This is a genomic window from Micromonospora sp. A3M-1-15, assembly GCF_024213425.1.
In the GTDB taxonomy this organism is placed as follows: domain Bacteria; phylum Actinomycetota; class Actinomycetes; order Mycobacteriales; family Micromonosporaceae; genus Micromonospora; species Micromonospora chersina.
The window spans coordinates 767,340-782,800 of record NZ_JANAVK010000003.1 but is presented as its reverse complement, the minus strand read 5'-3'; the positions used below and the strand labels follow the sequence as shown (position 1 = coordinate 782,800).

Annotated in this window: 17 protein-coding genes; 11 read left to right on the top strand and 6 right to left on the bottom strand. The window is 70.0% G+C overall.

The features are described 5' to 3' along the window. Positions 1-11: 11 nt before the first annotated feature. Complete coding sequence (locus NLX85_RS18790; RefSeq protein WP_254336868.1) at positions 12-1,487, bottom strand: tetratricopeptide repeat protein; 1,476 nt, start codon at positions 1,485-1,487, stop codon at positions 12-14. A gap of 273 nt (positions 1,488-1,760) precedes the next feature. Here NLX85_RS18790 and NLX85_RS18785 point away from each other — a divergent pair, with 273 nt between their 5' ends. From NLX85_RS18785 to NLX85_RS18770, 4 genes are all read left to right on the top strand, one after another. Then, positions 1,761-2,597 (top strand): ABC transporter ATP-binding protein, encoded by an 837-nt coding sequence (locus NLX85_RS18785; RefSeq protein ID WP_254336866.1) that lies wholly within the window; start codon positions 1,761-1,763, stop codon positions 2,595-2,597. After that, positions 2,594-3,355, top strand: a complete 762-nt coding sequence (locus NLX85_RS18780) for an ABC transporter permease (protein WP_254336864.1) — start codon at positions 2,594-2,596, stop codon at positions 3,353-3,355. Before NLX85_RS18785 ends, NLX85_RS18780 begins: the two co-directional genes overlap by 4 nt. A gap of 30 nt (positions 3,356-3,385) precedes the next feature. Then, a complete protein-coding gene (locus tag NLX85_RS18775) occupies positions 3,386-4,156 on the top strand; it encodes a MerR family transcriptional regulator (protein WP_254336862.1) in 771 nt (256 codons plus the stop codon). A gap of 225 nt (positions 4,157-4,381) precedes the next feature. Further along, positions 4,382-5,569 (top strand): low temperature requirement protein A, encoded by a 1,188-nt coding sequence (locus NLX85_RS18770; RefSeq protein ID WP_254336860.1) that lies wholly within the window; start codon positions 4,382-4,384, stop codon positions 5,567-5,569. Between the two features lie 3 nt (positions 5,570-5,572). On the opposite strand, the gene NLX85_RS18765 is transcribed toward NLX85_RS18770, so the two are convergent. Further along, a complete protein-coding gene (locus NLX85_RS18765) occupies positions 5,573-6,757 on the bottom strand; it encodes a low temperature requirement protein A (RefSeq protein ID WP_254336858.1) in 1,185 nt (394 codons plus the stop codon). 487 nt (positions 6,758-7,244) lie between these two features. Here NLX85_RS18765 and NLX85_RS18760 point away from each other — a divergent pair, with 487 nt between their 5' ends. Further along, on the top strand, positions 7,245-7,655 hold the full coding sequence (locus NLX85_RS18760; RefSeq protein WP_254336856.1) for a DUF2267 domain-containing protein: 411 nt from the start codon (positions 7,245-7,247) through the stop codon (positions 7,653-7,655). A 73-nt stretch (positions 7,656-7,728) separates the two neighbouring features. Here NLX85_RS18760 and NLX85_RS18755 read toward each other — a convergent pair whose 3' ends face one another. Both NLX85_RS18755 and NLX85_RS18750 read right to left on the bottom strand, forming a co-directional pair. After that, on the bottom strand, positions 7,729-7,881 hold the full coding sequence (locus tag NLX85_RS18755) for a hypothetical protein (protein ID WP_254336854.1): 153 nt from the start codon (positions 7,879-7,881) through the stop codon (positions 7,729-7,731). Positions 7,882-7,990: 109 nt separating this feature from the next. Beyond that, positions 7,991-8,815, bottom strand: coding sequence for a MarR family winged helix-turn-helix transcriptional regulator (locus NLX85_RS18750; RefSeq protein ID WP_254336852.1), 825 nt, complete (start codon positions 8,813-8,815; stop codon positions 7,991-7,993). A gap of 430 nt (positions 8,816-9,245) precedes the next feature. Between NLX85_RS18750 and NLX85_RS18745 the strand changes: the two genes are divergently transcribed. Both NLX85_RS18745 and NLX85_RS18740 read left to right on the top strand, forming a co-directional pair. Next, positions 9,246-10,094: a CPBP family intramembrane glutamic endopeptidase gene (locus NLX85_RS18745; protein ID WP_254336850.1), complete on the top strand. Its 849-nt coding sequence runs from the start codon at positions 9,246-9,248 to the stop codon at positions 10,092-10,094. A gap of 31 nt (positions 10,095-10,125) precedes the next feature. After that, positions 10,126-10,410, top strand: a complete 285-nt coding sequence (locus NLX85_RS18740; RefSeq protein ID WP_308210772.1) for an SIMPL domain-containing protein — start codon at positions 10,126-10,128, stop codon at positions 10,408-10,410. 291 nt (positions 10,411-10,701) lie between these two features. Here NLX85_RS18740 and NLX85_RS18735 read toward each other — a convergent pair whose 3' ends face one another. Then, positions 10,702-11,349 carry a response regulator transcription factor gene (locus tag NLX85_RS18735; protein WP_254336846.1) on the bottom strand — a complete coding sequence of 216 codons (648 nt, stop codon included), beginning with the start codon at positions 11,347-11,349 and terminating at the stop codon, positions 10,702-10,704. Then, positions 11,346-12,575 (bottom strand): sensor histidine kinase, encoded by a 1,230-nt coding sequence (locus tag NLX85_RS18730; protein ID WP_254336844.1) that lies wholly within the window; start codon positions 12,573-12,575, stop codon positions 11,346-11,348. Before NLX85_RS18730 ends, NLX85_RS18735 begins: the two co-directional genes overlap by 4 nt. 17 nt (positions 12,576-12,592) lie before the next feature. Between NLX85_RS18730 and NLX85_RS18725 the strand changes: the two genes are divergently transcribed. The 4 genes from NLX85_RS18725 to NLX85_RS18710 all read left to right on the top strand — a co-directional run bounded on the left by NLX85_RS18725 (position 12,593) and on the right by NLX85_RS18710 (position 15,386). Continuing rightward, entirely contained in the window at positions 12,593-13,186 is a 594-nt protein-coding gene (locus tag NLX85_RS18725) for a CDP-alcohol phosphatidyltransferase family protein (protein WP_254336842.1), read from the top strand. Continuing rightward, entirely contained in the window at positions 13,183-13,653 is a 471-nt protein-coding gene (locus tag NLX85_RS18720; RefSeq protein ID WP_254336840.1) for a VTT domain-containing protein, read from the top strand. Before NLX85_RS18725 ends, NLX85_RS18720 begins: the two co-directional genes overlap by 4 nt. 378 nt (positions 13,654-14,031) lie before the next feature. Continuing rightward, a complete protein-coding gene (locus NLX85_RS18715; RefSeq protein ID WP_254336838.1) occupies positions 14,032-14,229 on the top strand; it encodes a hypothetical protein in 198 nt (65 codons plus the stop codon). 17 nt (positions 14,230-14,246) lie between these two features. After that, entirely contained in the window at positions 14,247-15,386 is a 1,140-nt protein-coding gene (locus tag NLX85_RS18710) for a flotillin family protein (protein ID WP_254336837.1), read from the top strand. Positions 15,387-15,461 lie beyond the last annotated feature (75 nt).

Below are 15,461 nucleotides of genomic sequence, written 5' to 3'. Positions count from 1 at the left end.
CGGTCGGGCGGTCAGCCGGCGTAGCGGGGCTCGCTGATCCGGCGGCGGAATTCGGCGTGAGCGGTTTGGAAGACGTCGTTGAGCCGATCGAGCTCGCCCTGGGTCGGTTCTCGCCGCAGCCCGACTTCAATTTTGAAGTCGCCGTCGACAATCGCCACGTCGAGGCGGTCGAGCAGGTCCGCGGGGAGCCTGGTGACAACGAACTCGCGGAACGCGTCGGCGATCGTGCCGGCCATGTCGCCGCACCCGCAGGTGCGCCCATCCAGGACCGCACCGAGGTGGCTGCGGCCGACGATCGCGTCCGGGTGTACGGGGTCCATGACGGTCAGGCCCTCCTCCAGAACCGTGCGGGCCTCCGACAGCCGTGCCTCATGCTGGAGGAACAGACCGAGGGCGATGCAGGCCCGCCCGACGGTGTCATGGTCGGCGCCGCGGCGCGCCTGGTTCACCGCCTCCGTCAGCCGTTGCTCCGCCAGGCCCGCCTGGCCGGCCTCCTTCAGCGCGAGACCCCAGTTGCGCAGCACCTGACTCCGCAGCTCCGGACGACCGATGCGCTCCGCCCTCGCGTGCGCCGACGCGTACGTGCGCAGCCCCGCCTCGGCATCGCCGGCCTCGTCCTGAGCCATCGCCAAGCCGAGCGCTGCCATCAGCGCCTCCTCCTGCCGGCCCTGGCGGTCGTAGGAAGCGAGCACGCGCTCGATCGCATCAACCCGCCCCGCCTGGTCATCGAGATCACGGCCGAGGTTCGCCAACGCGGACAAGGCGTTGAGCGTCGCCTGGTGGTCAATGCCGAGCCGCTCCTCCAAGGCGGCGACCAGGGCGGTGAGCAGCGGCTTGGATGCCCGGCCGTCGTGGTCCAGCATCTGGATGACGACTCGCCCGACCTCCTCGACGACCTCGTCCGGCAGTTGCTGCAGGCCCACGAAAAGCGGCTCGCGGGTGCCACCGGCGTGCACAATCGCTGCTCGCAGCGCCAACGCAGAGGCCACCCGCTCGTGCCCGTTGCGCCACAGGTTGGCCACCGCCTCCTCGACGACCTGCCGGGCACCTGCCACGTCGCCACGCTGCCGCAGCAGGTCCGCCAGCGGTTCGAGGCCGAACGCGTACCCGGCGTGCTCGCGACCGTAGAAGGCGAGCCGCTCCTGAACCCCCTGGCGCAACTCGGCCTCGGCCTCGTCGAGTCGTCCGGCCATGCGCAGCGCCAAGCCCAGATTGAGTCGGTAGGTCAACTGGTCCTTGCGGGATTCGTGATCGTGTGGCGTCGCGGAGACGGCGCGGCGGTAGCACTCGACCGCGCGGTCGAGTTGGTCGGCGTTGAGCAGCACGTTGCCGAGGTCGCACTGGGCCGATGCCCATTGCGGGCTGCCGTGACCGTGTCTGTCGGCGGCTGCCTGCAGTTCGCGCGTCATCAGGTTCTCGGCGTCGCCCATACGGCCCTCCCGCAACAGCGCGAAGGCCACCTCGACCGGAGTGGGGGATGTCGTCACGAGCCGCAAGTTTAGGGGCCGCCTGCTGAGCTTCGCGCGCCCTGGGAACACCTCGATCGAGGCCGCCGGGCGCGATCAACCAACCATGACTGGACACCCCAGCGGACGCCGACCGCTCGCTACGGACCGTATCCGGGTGCCCGTGCCGAAATGCCTGCCGCGTTGATGAGCGAGCGGTGGATCAGCCGTGACGCCACCCCGGAATTTGCGCAGACGTCCTGCCATGCTCCGGGGCTTGACCTTGACGCAGCGTCAACCCCGCATGCTGGCGCCATGTCCATGAATCTCCAGATGACAACCGAGCAGGCCCGCGGGCCTGTGATCCAGGTCCAGGGCCTGGAGAAGTCATACAAAGAGCTGCACGTCCTGCGCGGTGTGGACTTCGACGTGGCGCGGGGCAGCATCTTCGCCCTGCTCGGCTCGAACGGGGCGGGCAAGACCACGGTCGTGCGGATCCTGTCCACGCTGCTCAAGCCGGACGCGGGGGCGGCCCGCGTCAACGGCTTCGACGTCGTCAGGCAGGCGGCGAGAGTGCGGGAGTCGATCAGCCTGACGGGGCAGTTCGCGGCCGTCGACGAGATCCTCAGCGGGCGGGAGAACCTGGTGCTGGTCGCCCGGTTGCGGCACCTGCGGGACCCGGGCCGGATCGCGGACGACCTGCTGGCCCGCTTCGCGCTGACCGATGCGGCCACCCGGAAGGTGTCGACGTACTCGGGTGGCATGCGCCGCCGCCTCGACATCGCGATGAGCCTCATCGGGAACCCACCAGTTATCTTCCTCGATGAGCCGACGACCGGGCTCGACCCCCAGGCACGTCTCGAGGTGTGGCAGGCCGTCCGGGAACTCGCCCGGCAGGGCACGACGGTGCTGCTCACCACGCAGTACCTCGACGAGGCCGAACAGCTCGCCGACCGGATCGCCGTCCTGCACCAGGGGCGCATCATCGCCAACGGCACCCTGCTCGAGCTCAAGCAGCTGCTCCCGCCCGCCAAGGTCGAGTACGTCGAGAAGCAGCCGACCCTCGAGGAGGTCTTCCTCGCCATCGTCGGCGACGACAGCACCGCAGGAGCCCCCACCTCGACCGCACGAGCCACCAAGGAAACCCGATGAACAGGCACTTCTTCGGCGACACCCTCGTCCTTCTGGGGCGGTCCCTGCGCCACATCGGCCGCAGCCCGGACACCATCATCACGACCGCGATCATGCCGATCGCCTTCATGCTGCTGTTCGTCTACGTGTTCGGCGGCGCGATACAGACCGGGTCGGACAAGTACGTGAACTACCTGCTGCCCGGCATCCTGCTCATCACGATCGCCTCGGGCATCTCCTACACCGCGTACCGGCTGTTCCTGGACATGAAGAGCGGCATCTTCGAGCGGTTCCAGTCCATGCCGGTCGCACGCTCGTCCGTGCTGTGGGCGCACGTGCTGACCTCTCTGGTCGCCAACCTCATCTCGGTCGTGGTGGTGGTGCTGGTCGCCCTCCTCATGGGCTTCCGCTCGGGGGCAGGCGCGCTGGCCTGGCTCGCGGTCGCCGGCATCGTGCTGCTGTTCACGCTGGCTCTGACCTGGCTCGCCGTGATCCCGGGCCTGACCGCGAAGTCCGTGGACGGCGCGAGCGCGTTCTCGTACCCGCTCATTTTCCTGCCGTTCGTCAGCTCGGCCTTCGTACCCACGCAGAGCATGCCCGGCCCGGTGCGCGCCTTCGCCGAGAACCAGCCGGTGACGTCCATCGTCAACACGATCCGCGACCTGTTCGCCCAGCAGCACGTCGGCGGCGACATCTGGATCGCCCTTGCCTGGTGTGCCGGCCTCCTCGTCGTCGCCTACGGCGTCGCCATGACCATCTACCGCCGGAAGATCAGTTGACGACGGGTCCTGGTCATGCAGGCTGAGGTCATGCTGACGATCGGCCAGCTGGCCTCCTACGCCGGGGTGACCATCCGCGCGGTGCGGCACTACCACCAGATCGGGCTGCTTCGGGAGCCGGAGCGCGACGCCTCCGGCTACCGGAGCTACGACGCGGCCGCGGTCGTGCGACTCATCCGGATCCGCACCCTCGCCGAGGCGGGCGTCCCGCTGGCCCGGGTCAGCGAACTCCTCGACGCCGACCCGGAGACGTTCGCCGCCGCGACCACCGAGATCGACCGACGGTTGCGGACGCAGATCCGCGCGCTGCAGGAGCACCGGCGGCGCATCGCCCGGCTCGGGGGCGGCGACTCCCTGGCCGTGCCCGCGGAGGTGCTCGACTACCTCGACCGTCTCCGTGCCATCGGAGCGGCGGGGGCCCTCGTCGAGGCGGAACGCGACGCGTGGATCCTCATGGCGGCGCGGTGGCCGGAGGCGATACCCGCGCTCATGGTCGAGAAGGTGGCCCAGCTGGCCAACCCGAAGGTCGTCCGGCTCTACCAGCTCATCGGTCGGATCGCCGACGACTGGGAGGACGAGGAGCTGCTACGCGAGACGGCCGACCTGATGAGCGAGCTGTTCGAGCAGGCGGCGGCCGACGGGGAGCTGGACCAGCAGGACGAGTTCACGCCCGACGCGGCGTTCGTGCACCTGATGGACTCGTTCGCCGACGCTGCCCACCCCGCCGTCGCGCGGCTACGGGAGCTCGTTGCCGAGCGTGGCTGGATCGGGTGGACCCGGGTCGAGAGGCGCCGGCCGTGAGGTGTCACGCCGTGCCCGTATCCGCATCTGGTCACATAGATGGTTGGGGATTCGGCTGCCGCCCTCGGCGCCGCGCGGCGCCGAGGGCGGCAGCCATCGCTCACCGGGCCGTCACCACCGAAAGATCGCGCGGTAGCGGGTATGACGCCGATGGCGACCCTGCGGCCGGGCCGCTGCCCGTAAGGTGTCATCAGGCGAGGACGTGCGGGGGTCCGGAGGACGTCGATGGTGACCGAAGGCGGCGCCGACGCGGCGGCTCCGACCCCACGGGACCCCGGCCGCCCGGCGTTCCTGGAGCTCTTCTTCGACCTGGCGTACGTCTTTGTGATGATCTCCCTGGTCAGGGTGCTCGCCGCCGACGTGAGCTGGACCGGCGTCGGCCAGACGCTGGTCCTGCTGCTCGCGTTCACCCTGGTCTGGGCGGTGACCACGTGGGCCGCCGACACCCTGGACCTGACACGGCCCGCGGTCCAGGTGCAGTTCATCGGGGTGGCGGCCGCCAGCCTGCTGCTGGCGGCCGCGGCACCTGAGGCGTACGACGGGCGCGGCCTGCTCTTCGCGATCACCTACCTGGCGATCCACCTCGGTTCGAGCACCTACTACCTCCTGCTCGTGCCGAGTGCGGCCGAGCCGCGTCGCAGCGGCCGGATCGTGTTCTGGTACAGCATCGCCGCCGTCGGCTGGATCGGCGGCGCGCTGGCCACCGGCCACACCCGCCTCCTGCTCTGGGCGGCGACGGTCGCCATGGAGTATGTCGCCGCCTCGCTCGGCTGGCCGCTGCCGAAGCTCGGGCGGTCGCAGCCGCAGGAGTGGCGGCTGGTCGGCGAGCGGGTGGCCGAGCGGTACCGGCAGTTCGTCATCATCGCGCTCGGCGCCTCCATCTTCGTCATCGGGACGACCTTCAGCCTGAGCGACTACACCAGGGACCGGGCGTGGGCGCTGCTGGTCGTGTTCACGACCGTGGTGCTGGCCTGGCGGATCTACATCTACCGGGCCGGCGAGCTGCTGACCGAGGCCATCGCGCGATCGACGAACCCGTCACTGCTCACGCAGTCCGCCGCCGTCACTCACCTGATCATGGTGGCGGGCATCGGCGGCATGGCGGTCACGAGTCACCTCGTCGTGATGCGTCCCTTCGGGGAGACGCCGCCCTCGTGGGCTGCGGTCATCCTCGGCGGACCGGCGCTGTTCCTGGCCGGTCGCGGGGTGCTGGACTACACGGTCTTCGGTCGGATCTCCCGGTCCCGGCTGGCCGGGCTGGTCCTGCTGGCCGGCGCTGCGCCGGCCGCGGGCCTGCTGCCGCCGGTCGTGGTGGCGCTGCTCGCCATGAGCATCCTGGCCCTGGTCGCTGCGGCGAACCTGGTGAGCACCCACCTGCACGCCCGCGCGCCGATGCCACCGGCGCTCGGGTGACCGTCACCCGGTCGGCACGGTGACCCGAACCGGCCGCGCGTGTGCGGGCAACGTCTCCCAGGCCAGGATGAGCAGCAGCACCAGATTCGCCACGACCAGGATTGCCAGCGGCGGAAGCAGCGCCATCACGGGGCCGATGACGCACAGCAGCACGATCCCCAAAGCCCGGGACCAGAGGATCCGACCGGTGAGCACGGCGTCGAACAGGCAACTCCCGAGCAGGAACAGCGCCGGCCCGCCGAGGATGGCGGCGATCCAGGCGGCCGGTGCCGCACCGAACGGCCGGTCGATGACCAGCGAGACGCTTGTCGACACCACCAGCACCCCGGCCACCATCACCAGGTGGCTGTACGAGGTGGAGGTGCCGGGCTGGACCCGCTCCACCACCATGACAGCGGGCGGCGCCAGCAGCTGCCGCACCCGGTGGAAATAGAGCTGAAAGAGCACGACAGCGCTGGCGAACCCGACGATACTCGTGGCCACCCGGCCGGCCTGGAAGCCGCTGCCGGCCAGCCCGATGCCGCAGGCGAGGATCAGCTCGCCGAGGGAGATGATGAAGATCTCTCGATGCCGCTCGGACAGGTGCGTGCCGGTGAAGATCTGACTGGCCAGTTCGGTGCGACCAAGTTTCGGCGTCGGCCAGCCCAACCGGGCCGACCCGAGGTCAACCGCCACCGCGACCGACCACAGCAGCAGCCGGGCCGTTCCGTGCACGAACACCCCGGCCACCCACGGCAGCGCCGTGACGCCGAACCAGAAGAACACCCGGATGCTCCGGGCCTGGATCGGGCGATTCACCCGGGTACCGGGGATGAGGACGGCGTCCCGGACGAGATGGATGCCGAAGTACGCCGCGACGAGCAGCCAGCCGTAATCGGCGAAGGCGTACGGCACCGCGATCGCCATCAACAAGGTGCCGAACATGACCGCCAGGACGGTGGCCTGAATGACCGGCAGGCGCGGGTTGAACAGATCGGTGAGCCACGCGGTCAGTACCCAGACCCACCAGGCGGCCATCAACAGGACGGCGGTCTCGGCGGCGCCCCGGACGGTGAGGTCCTCGGCCAGCCCCGCCGAGAGCCTGGAGAGCATGAAGATGTAGACCAGGTCGAAGAAGAGCTCCAGGAACGTCGGATAGTCAGGCTCGCCGCGCCGGCGAAGGATCCGGGGGAGCGGGCTTGGCCTCACGCGCGTCTGCCTCCTTCGGCACGCCCCTCGGGGGCGGAGGACGCTTCTTTCGCCAACCTACAAAAGCGGAGGTCGCCGGAGAGTGGAAACGGAGGAGCAGGGCGAAAGCCATACACCCGTCATTCGCCCGACAGCCCCGACCGTCGGCGATGCAGTCCCACGGATGGCGGCCACGAGATCGCGGGGGCGATCAGGCCAGCCCGGTCCGCCCGGTAGGGTCCGCGCACGCCCTCCCGCCCGGCCCGGTCTGCAGCGCGCGAGTGACCTCGTAGCCGCATTGGTGCAGCCTCGCCACCACCTCGCCCGCTCGTCCCGTTCCACCGGGATGTCGAGGAGGTCGCCGCAGGGCGCCGTGGTGATTCGCCCGATGGGGATGAGGCCGCATCACCCCCCGTCCTAGCAGGCTGTCGAAGTACCAGTTCGCTCAACGAAGCGATGTGACGCATTCCAGCCGTTCGACGGGGGATCTGGCCGGAGGGAGAATCAGGTGGAATACGAGGATTTCGTCAACGCGGTGGCCACGCGGGCCAAGGTGTCGACCGATCAGGCGGCCACACTGACCGGGGTGACGTTGGAGACGTTGGCGGATCGGATCAGCGCCGGCCAGGCTGAGGACCTCGCCTATCAGCTTCCGGATCGACTTGCCGGTCACCTGAGCAGACCGCTCGGAGGGGAAATGGCCACCTCGTTCGGGCTCGACGAGTTTGTGCGGCGGGTGGGGGATCGTCCGGGGGTCGACCGTGCGCTCGCCGGTGCCGGGGTCCGCGCGGTGCTCACCACCCTGCGTGAGGCCGTAACCCAAGACGAGTTCGAGAACGCCGTGGCCCAGCTTCCCCAGGAGTTCTCGCAGGTGATCGAACCGGTGGGGGCCGGTGGCGGGCGGCGCCGCGGCTCGTAGCACGCAGAGTTGAGGCAGGAGCAGTCGCCGGTGGCCGGCGCTCTTGCCAGCCGATGACGGGATGCGCACGCAGCTATCCCGGCATCTCGACGGCGGTCACGTCGGCCGCTTCGTCTCCGAAGAACACCCGGACCGCCGTCAGCACCTCCTGTGTGTCGTTCGCCATGGCCGTACGCGCCTGGGCGAGCAGCGCCTCGGGTTCGGCCTGCCGCTGCCGCCGAGCCACGGATGATGAGCTCGACGGGCATGCTGACCCCGGAGAGATCTTCGCCGTCCATGCGTTGCCGCAGGGTGCCCGGTGAGCTGGGGTCGTGGCCGACGTCTGATGCGCCCGCTCAGTCGTCGACTTCCTGTGCCGTGGCCGCGATCGGCTTGAGCCCCGCGATCAGCTCGTCGATCTCGTCGGGGGTGAGTACGTCGTACGCCGGCGCCGCCAGCTCGTCGGTGAGGGCCTCGATCCGCTCTTTGGTTTCCCGGCCGGCGTCGGTGAACCCGCCGGCGGCGTCCACGAGGCCGCGGCGGCGCAGCCCGTCGACGACACCGGCGAGCTGTGCCTTGGGCAGGTGGTGGGTCCGGCCGAACTCCTCCGCCCGCATGCCGAGGGAGAGGGCGAGCAGGACGTGGGCCTCGGTGCCGCCGATGCCGTGGGCGAGGAGGGCGGCGTTGTGGCCGTCCCCGCGGTGCTCTCGCAGTAGCGTCGCCGCGTGCCAGAGCCTGGCCACCGGCTCTGCGGGCACGTCGAGCGCCCGCAGCCCTGCGTACAGCGCGCGGCCCTCGGTCGGCGCGCTGACCGCTGCCCGGGTGGCCAGGTCGGCGACCCGCACCAGGTCGGGGGAGTCGGCGAGCGGACCGATCCTCTGTCGCAGCGCGGCGGCGCTGCCCCGCTCGCGCACGGCGATCGCCTCCTGCGGGGTGGTCTTTCCCCAGACCCAGGGGATGTGGCGGGCCACCTCGCCGTCGGCGAAGTTGTAGAAGACCGCGTGCACCACCTCGGCCGGTGCCAGGCCCAGCGGTGCGGCCCGGCCCGCGAAGTATCCGTCCCAGTAGTTGCGCATTCCCAAGGCCAGGAACGCCTCGTTCGGCACCTCGGAGAAGGTGACGGTGGCGATCGGCTCGACGAGCTCGAACACGCGGTGGATCTTGGCCAGTGGGTGCTGCATAGGTTGACATCTCCTTTGGTCGTGACCGCGCCCTTGTGGGCGGCCTCTCACACAGCTACGAACAACGCGGCCCGGATGCGACAACTCCGGCCGACATTAATCCAGCCAAGATCAGCCTCACTCTCATGTAGCCGCACACCGTGCGGTATGCGTGATGCGGGCGTCGCGTGCGTCCCACTCGCGGGCGCCCGTTGCGATCGGAAGCTCTCCGCGGTTGCCAGTGCCCGTTCCCCATATCGCCATGATTGGGAGCGCCTTTACCGAAACGCCTGTAACGGTCAGATCTTCACCCTGCCCGAACCCTGCCCCCGCCCCCTGAGCCGACCCTGAGGCGTCCCGGAACTCGCCCTGGGAGCCATGGCGATTCCGGCTCAGCAGGGAAAACATGCAGGTCATGACCCGTACGGCACAACCTCTCCAACCTGCTGAGATGCGTCGCGCGCTGGAGCTGCAGAACGTCAGCCGGTACCGCCACCCCCTCGCGTTCTACGTCCTCGCCACCGCCATCCCGTGGGTGCTGTGGTTCACCGCTGCCTGGCTGTCGAACCAGCCCGATCCCAGCCAGACGACCCTCGCCGTCATGACCGGCCTCGGCCTGGCCGGTCTCGCCGCCCCGGTCGTCGTGGCGATCTGGTTCATCCGCAAGGACGGGCTCACCCGCGACGTCCTCGCTCGCCTGGTCGCGCCGCGCGGCACTCGCGCCTGGGTCTGGCTAGCGGCTGTCGCCCTGCTCCCGGGCGCCCTGCTCGTCGCCACCGCGATCTCCATCCCGTTCGGCTACGACGTCTCGCAGTTCGAGCTCCGCAACGGCTTCACGTTCGCGACGGGCCTGCTGCCTGCGTGGATCACGCTCGTGCTGGCCCCCGTCCTGGAGGAGGTCGCCTGGAAGACCTACGGCACGGATGCGCTCGCGTCCCGGATGAAGGTCCTGTGGGCGTCGCTGGTGTTCGGTGTCGTCTGGGTGCTGTGGCACGTGCCGCTCGGCTTCATCAAGGGCTACTACCAGGCGGAGGTCGTCGAGGAGGGCTTGATCCACAGCCTCAACTACGCCTTCTCGCTGATCCCGTTCATCATCCTGATGAACTGGCTCTACTACCGCGGCGGCCGCAGCGTCCTCGTCGCGATCGTTTTCCACCTCGCCGCCAACTTCGGCAACGAGGTCTTCCTCACGCACCCGGACACCAAGTTGATCCAGACGGCCCTGCTGCTGGTGGTGTCCGTCGTCGTGGTCTGGCGCGATCGGGAGCTGTTCCTGACGCCCCCCAGACTCCGCGCGTAATCCCGCCCGCCAGGTCCCGGTCGCCCTCGGGATCGTTGCGGTTGACTTCGACGTTTCGACGAAGGCTGAGATGCGCGCGGAGGCTCGGCGTCAGGCGGTAGCGGCTGCTCGACGGAAGGCCGAGTTGTACGCCGAGGCGGCCGGGGTTCGGCTCGGTGCTGTCGTGCACATCGATGACGTCGATCCAGAAAACGTGGGCCACGAACGTTACCGTGGCCATGGTTCGGGCGGTGAGGCTTCCGCTCAGGATCTCGCACCCGGACATGTGGTGGTTTCCGCGGCGGTGATCCTCGGTCTCTCGATCACCCACGACTGATACCGCGTCCTGAGCCTGCGGACGCGACCACAGCTCACCCGCTTGGCACTGCCTTCGACAGTGCGACGGCGCACGTCGCTGTGCCCCTGCTTGGCAGCTCGATTGGGGCCAGGTCAGGCGACCAGATCTGCCGCCGCCATGCGCTATGCACGGTGGGCAGCGGACGCGTGGTTCGATCTTCGGTCGTGCCGAGGAGCGCGTACCCGATCTTGAGCTCTCGATGCGCTGTCAACAGCGACGGTACCGAGGGAGTCGATCGGACGCGCTGAGCGAGACCGCTGCTGGTTCTTGTCAGGGTGATAGGCCGGCCTGGATCGCCAGGATGGCGGCTCGTACGCGGTCGCGGCTGCCGGTCTTGGCCAGCACGTTGGTGACGTGAGTTTTGACGGTGCTCATGGAGAGGTAGAGGCGTTCTGCGATCTCGGTGTTGTTGAGTCCGGCACCGATCAGGGCGAGCACGTCGGTCTCCCGAGCGGTCGGCTGGTAGGCCGCCAGTTCCACGCGGGTGGCCGGTCCGGTCGCGCGTACCCGGTCGAGGACGGCGCCGGTGACCTCGGCGGAGAGGATTGCCTCCCCGGCCGCGACGGTGCGCACCGCGGCGATCAAATCGCGGGCGCTGCCCCGCTTGAGCAGGAATCCGCGCGCGCCGGAGGCGATGGCGTCCAGGACATAGGCGTCGTCGTCGAAGGTGGTTACGACGATCACGGCCGGGGCGTGCGGGATCGCGGCCAGCTCGCGGGTGGCTTGGAGGCCGTCGAGTACCGGCATGCGGATGTCGACCAGGGCGACGTCGATGCGGGAGTCGTGACGCACGGCGTCGAGGAGCTGCCGACCGTCGGAGGCCTCAGCGGCGACGTGGATGTCGGGTTGGGAACGCAGGATCAGGCTGAAGCCGTCGCGGACCAACTGCTGGTCGTCGGCGATCGCAACACGGATCACGGTTTCGCCGCCGGCAGGTTGGCCTGAACGATGGTGCCGCCGCCAGGTCGCCGGCTCAGCTCCCAGCTCCCACCGCGAGCTCGCACGCGCTCCTCGATGCCGAGTAGGCCCGAGCCGCGCGTGGGTGCAGGGGGCGGCCCGATGCCGTCGTCGCTGACCCGCAGACGGGCGCGGTCGCCGATGCGGATCAGTTCGACGCAGGCAGCCGTGGCCTTCGCGTGGCGGGCGATATTGGTGAGGGCCTCTTGGGCGATGCGGTAGACGGTCAACACGCCGATCTCGTCCAGCCCTGGCTCAGGGTCCAGACGTACCTGCACCGTCACGCCCTGCTGGCGCAGCGGCTGCGCGAGTAGCTCGTCGATGTCGGACAGGCGCGGCGGCGCGCTCACCGCGATCGCCGCTTCCGGGTCACGCAGGTGCACGACGAGCGTGTCGAGCTCGCTCAGTGCGATGCGTCCGCTGTCCGCGATCGCCCGCAGCGCCGCCCCCGGGTCGTCACTGAACTGGCCCGCCTCGGCTTGAACCACCATCGCGGTGACGTGGTGGCCGACCACGTCATGCAGCTCGCGGGCCAGGTTCGTGCGCTGCTCGAGCCAGGCTGCCTGGCCGCGCAGCTCTCCTGCCTCCCGGGTGAGGGCGTAGCCGCGTGACCACGACCGGAGCAGGATCGCCAGGAGGTAGCCGGCCGTCACGAAGACGATGGGCTGCTCGTACAGCCCACGCTGGTCGAGCAGCGCGACAGCGAGGGCGCCGGCGGCGCCGGTCAAGCCGGCCACCCACCCCAGCCACGGGCGTCGGGCCGGGTCTTCGCAGGTCGAGAAGAACACGAGGCCGGCGGCCGCGAGGCCCAACTGCACCGACTCCCCGGTGCTCACCATCGCCACGAACCCGGCACAGACCGCGAAGACCAGGGCCCGGTAGCGGGGCCGCAGCGCCACGGCCCCGAGGCCAATGGGCAGCACCAGCCGCGCCCAGCCCGCCGGCACGGACAGGCCCCCCTCGACGGTCGTGACCACGACGGCGACGATCAAGCCCGCCGCGCCGTAAGCAAGGCGGCGCACTCGCTCGGGGTCGCGCAACCCTTCCCGGTTCCTGGTCCTCACCTGCACAGTCTCGGCGACCAGCCCGGAAGCCGGCCAGGTACCTCGGTACCAGATCGGCCGGCACTCCGGTGCCGCTCCCGCGACCAGATCGGCACCGCGGCACGTTCCGCCCGGAACGCTCACCGCACGACGCTACGGAGGTGACTCATGTTGACCTGCGCACCGCTATCAGCACCGGCCCTCTCCGTACGGTTCCCAACTACATCACCGCCATCCGCACGGTCGCCTCTGTCACCGTCGGTGTCGCCGCCCTCGTCGCCGGCTCCGTCGTACTGCTGGCAGTGGCGTACGGCATCTACTGGCTCGGCGACGTGCTTGACGGCTGGGCCGCCCGCAGGCTCGGACAGGAGACCCGGGCGGGGGCCGTCCTCGATATCGTGAGCGACCGTGCGTGCACCGCCGTGCTCGGCGCGGGTCTGGTCTCACTCCTGCCCGACGTCGCGGTCGTGGCCCTGGTGTTCCTGCTCTCGTTCCTGGTGCTGGACACCATGCTGTCGCTGGCGTTCCTGTGCTGGCCCGTGATCAGCCCCAACTACTTCTACCTGATCGACCGGCGGGTATGGGCGTGGAACTGGTCGCCCATGGCGAAGGCCGCCAACACCGCCGGGGTCATCGGCGCCATCACGTTCGGGCAGTACCGGCTCGCGCTCGCCGTCGCCGTCGCCGTCATTGCGGTCAAGCTGTGGTCAACCGCGGCGATGGTTCGGCTGCTCGAACGGGACGGCCGGGCATGAGCAGCCTCGCCGAGGCGGTGCTGGCGCTCGGGTACGGTCTCGCCTCGGCCCTCGTCCCGATCGTCAACGCCGAGGCCTACGCCGTAGTCGCCGGACACCGTGGCGGCCACGCTCTGGTCGCCGTCCTCGCTCTGGCGCTCGGGCAGACCGCCGGCAAACTGCTCCTGTTCGAAGCCGCGCGTCGCGGGACGGGGAGGCTGGCCCACAAACTCGCGCATCGGAGCCGATCAGGTTGCGCGGCGGCCGCGGGCGCCCGTTGGGCCGGGCGGACCCAGCGCTGGCTCTCCCGTCGGCGCAGCGCCCTACCGACGGTGCTCGTCTCCGCCACAGTCGGGGTTCCACCGCTGGCCGCAGTCAGCCTCGCCGCCGGCACCGCGGGCCTTCGACACTGGGAGTTCGCCGTCGCGTGCCTACTCGGGCGAGTGTTCCGTTTCGCCCTCCTCGTCCTGCCAGCGACGTTGGCCTAACCCTCGCCTGTCGTCGAGCATTCCGAAAGGAACGTCGCCGAGGTGCTGATACCGATCTGTCATGGACACACCCGCGCCGCCAGCACCCGCCAGCGCTCGGGTGGCATCGTCACCGTCGGCGGCATCCCGGAAGCCGTGGAGAGGCCCGTAGATCGCCTGCTCCTGATGCCACCGGAAATCGGCGCGCCTTGTTCAATGCGGCGCCCAGACGAGTCTGGCTGGGCGGCCGGTCGTCGCACCGCAGGAGTGAGCGGCTGGCACTCTTTTCCTACGGCCGATCCGGGCGGAGAATGATCGGCGGGCGGCGCGGACAGCGCTAGGCGCCCGGTCGCGGGGAGCATGGTGGACGGTCGGTTGCTGGTCGGCAGGATCGGGCGCGTGGTGCACGCACTGCGCGGCGGTGATCGCCCAGGGGAGGTCCGCGTCGTGGTGGACGGCATCGCGCACTATTACCTCGCGTACGCCTCGACGCCGGTTCCGGCCGGCGCCGAGGTACTGATCATCAACAACCGTGGCGCGCGCCAGATCGACGTCGAGCCATGGCCCACCGTCGCCGGGGGCGAGGTCTCCCGGTAGGACAGAAGGGTCCTCCAATGTTCGGATACCGGGTGCCCGCCCCGAACGAGGCTCTGCTCATCAGCGGACGCAAGCAGCGGGGAGCCGAGGCGCTCCCATTTAAGATCGTCACAGGTCACGGCGTCTTCGTGGTGCCGGTCTTCTCCAAGGCCACCCGGCTCACGCTGGCCATGCAGGAGGCCGAGGTCGTCGAGGACTGCTACACGAAGCAGGGCATCACCCTGACCGTGCAGGCCGTCATCGCGTTCAAGGTCGCTGACGACCACGAGTCCATCGCCGCCGCCGCCCGGCGTTTCCAGGGCGACCAGAGCCAGATGCCAACCCTGGTCGGGCGGATCTTCAGCGGTCACCTGCGCAGCATCATCGGCAGCATGACCGTCGAGTCGATCATCCGCGAGCAGCAGACCCTCGCGGACGCTATCGTGGATGCCAGCAAGACCGAGATGGCCCGGATCGGCCTGGCCGTCGACTCGCTCCAGATCAGCAGCATCGACGACAAGGGCGTCGGCTACATCCGCGCGCTCGCCGCCCCGCACCAGGCCAAGGTCGACCAGGACGCGAAGGTGGCGCAGGCCGCCGCCGACCAGGCCAGCGCTATGGCGCAGCAGGAGAGCGTACGACACCAGGCCGAGTACGCCCGGCAGACCGCGATCGCCCGGGCCCAGTACCAGGCCGAGATTGACCAGGCCCAGCAGACGGCGGCCCAGGCCGGCCCGCTGGCGGCGGCCCGCGCCCAGCAGGAGGTGCTCGTCGAGCGCGCCCGGGTCGCCGAACGCAACGCCGAGCTGCGGCAGGCCGAATTGATCGCCGAGGTGATCCGGCCCGCCCAGGCCGAGGCCGAGCGGATCCGCGCCCTGGCCCAGGCGCAGGCCGACGCCACCAAGCTATCCGCCGAGGCGGCCGCCGCGCAGGACCGGATAGCCCTCGACCAGCGGATCATCGAGCAGCTGCCCGACCTGCTGCGCGCGGCCGCGGTCGGCCTGCAGGGCGCCAACATCACCGTGCTGAACGGCGCCGAGGGGCTCAGCAGCGTGGTCGCGTCGCTGGCCGGTCAAGGCATGGCGCTGCTGGACGCGGTCCGCACCGGGGTCGTGCCGGCCCCCGGACCGACCGTGGAGCGGGCCGTGGTGAACGGGACGCCGGTCACCACCAACTGATCGCCGGTACGCGTGGACCGGCCGGACACGTGTCGGCCGGTCGCAGCGGCTTCGCCACAGGATTGCCGCGCACAC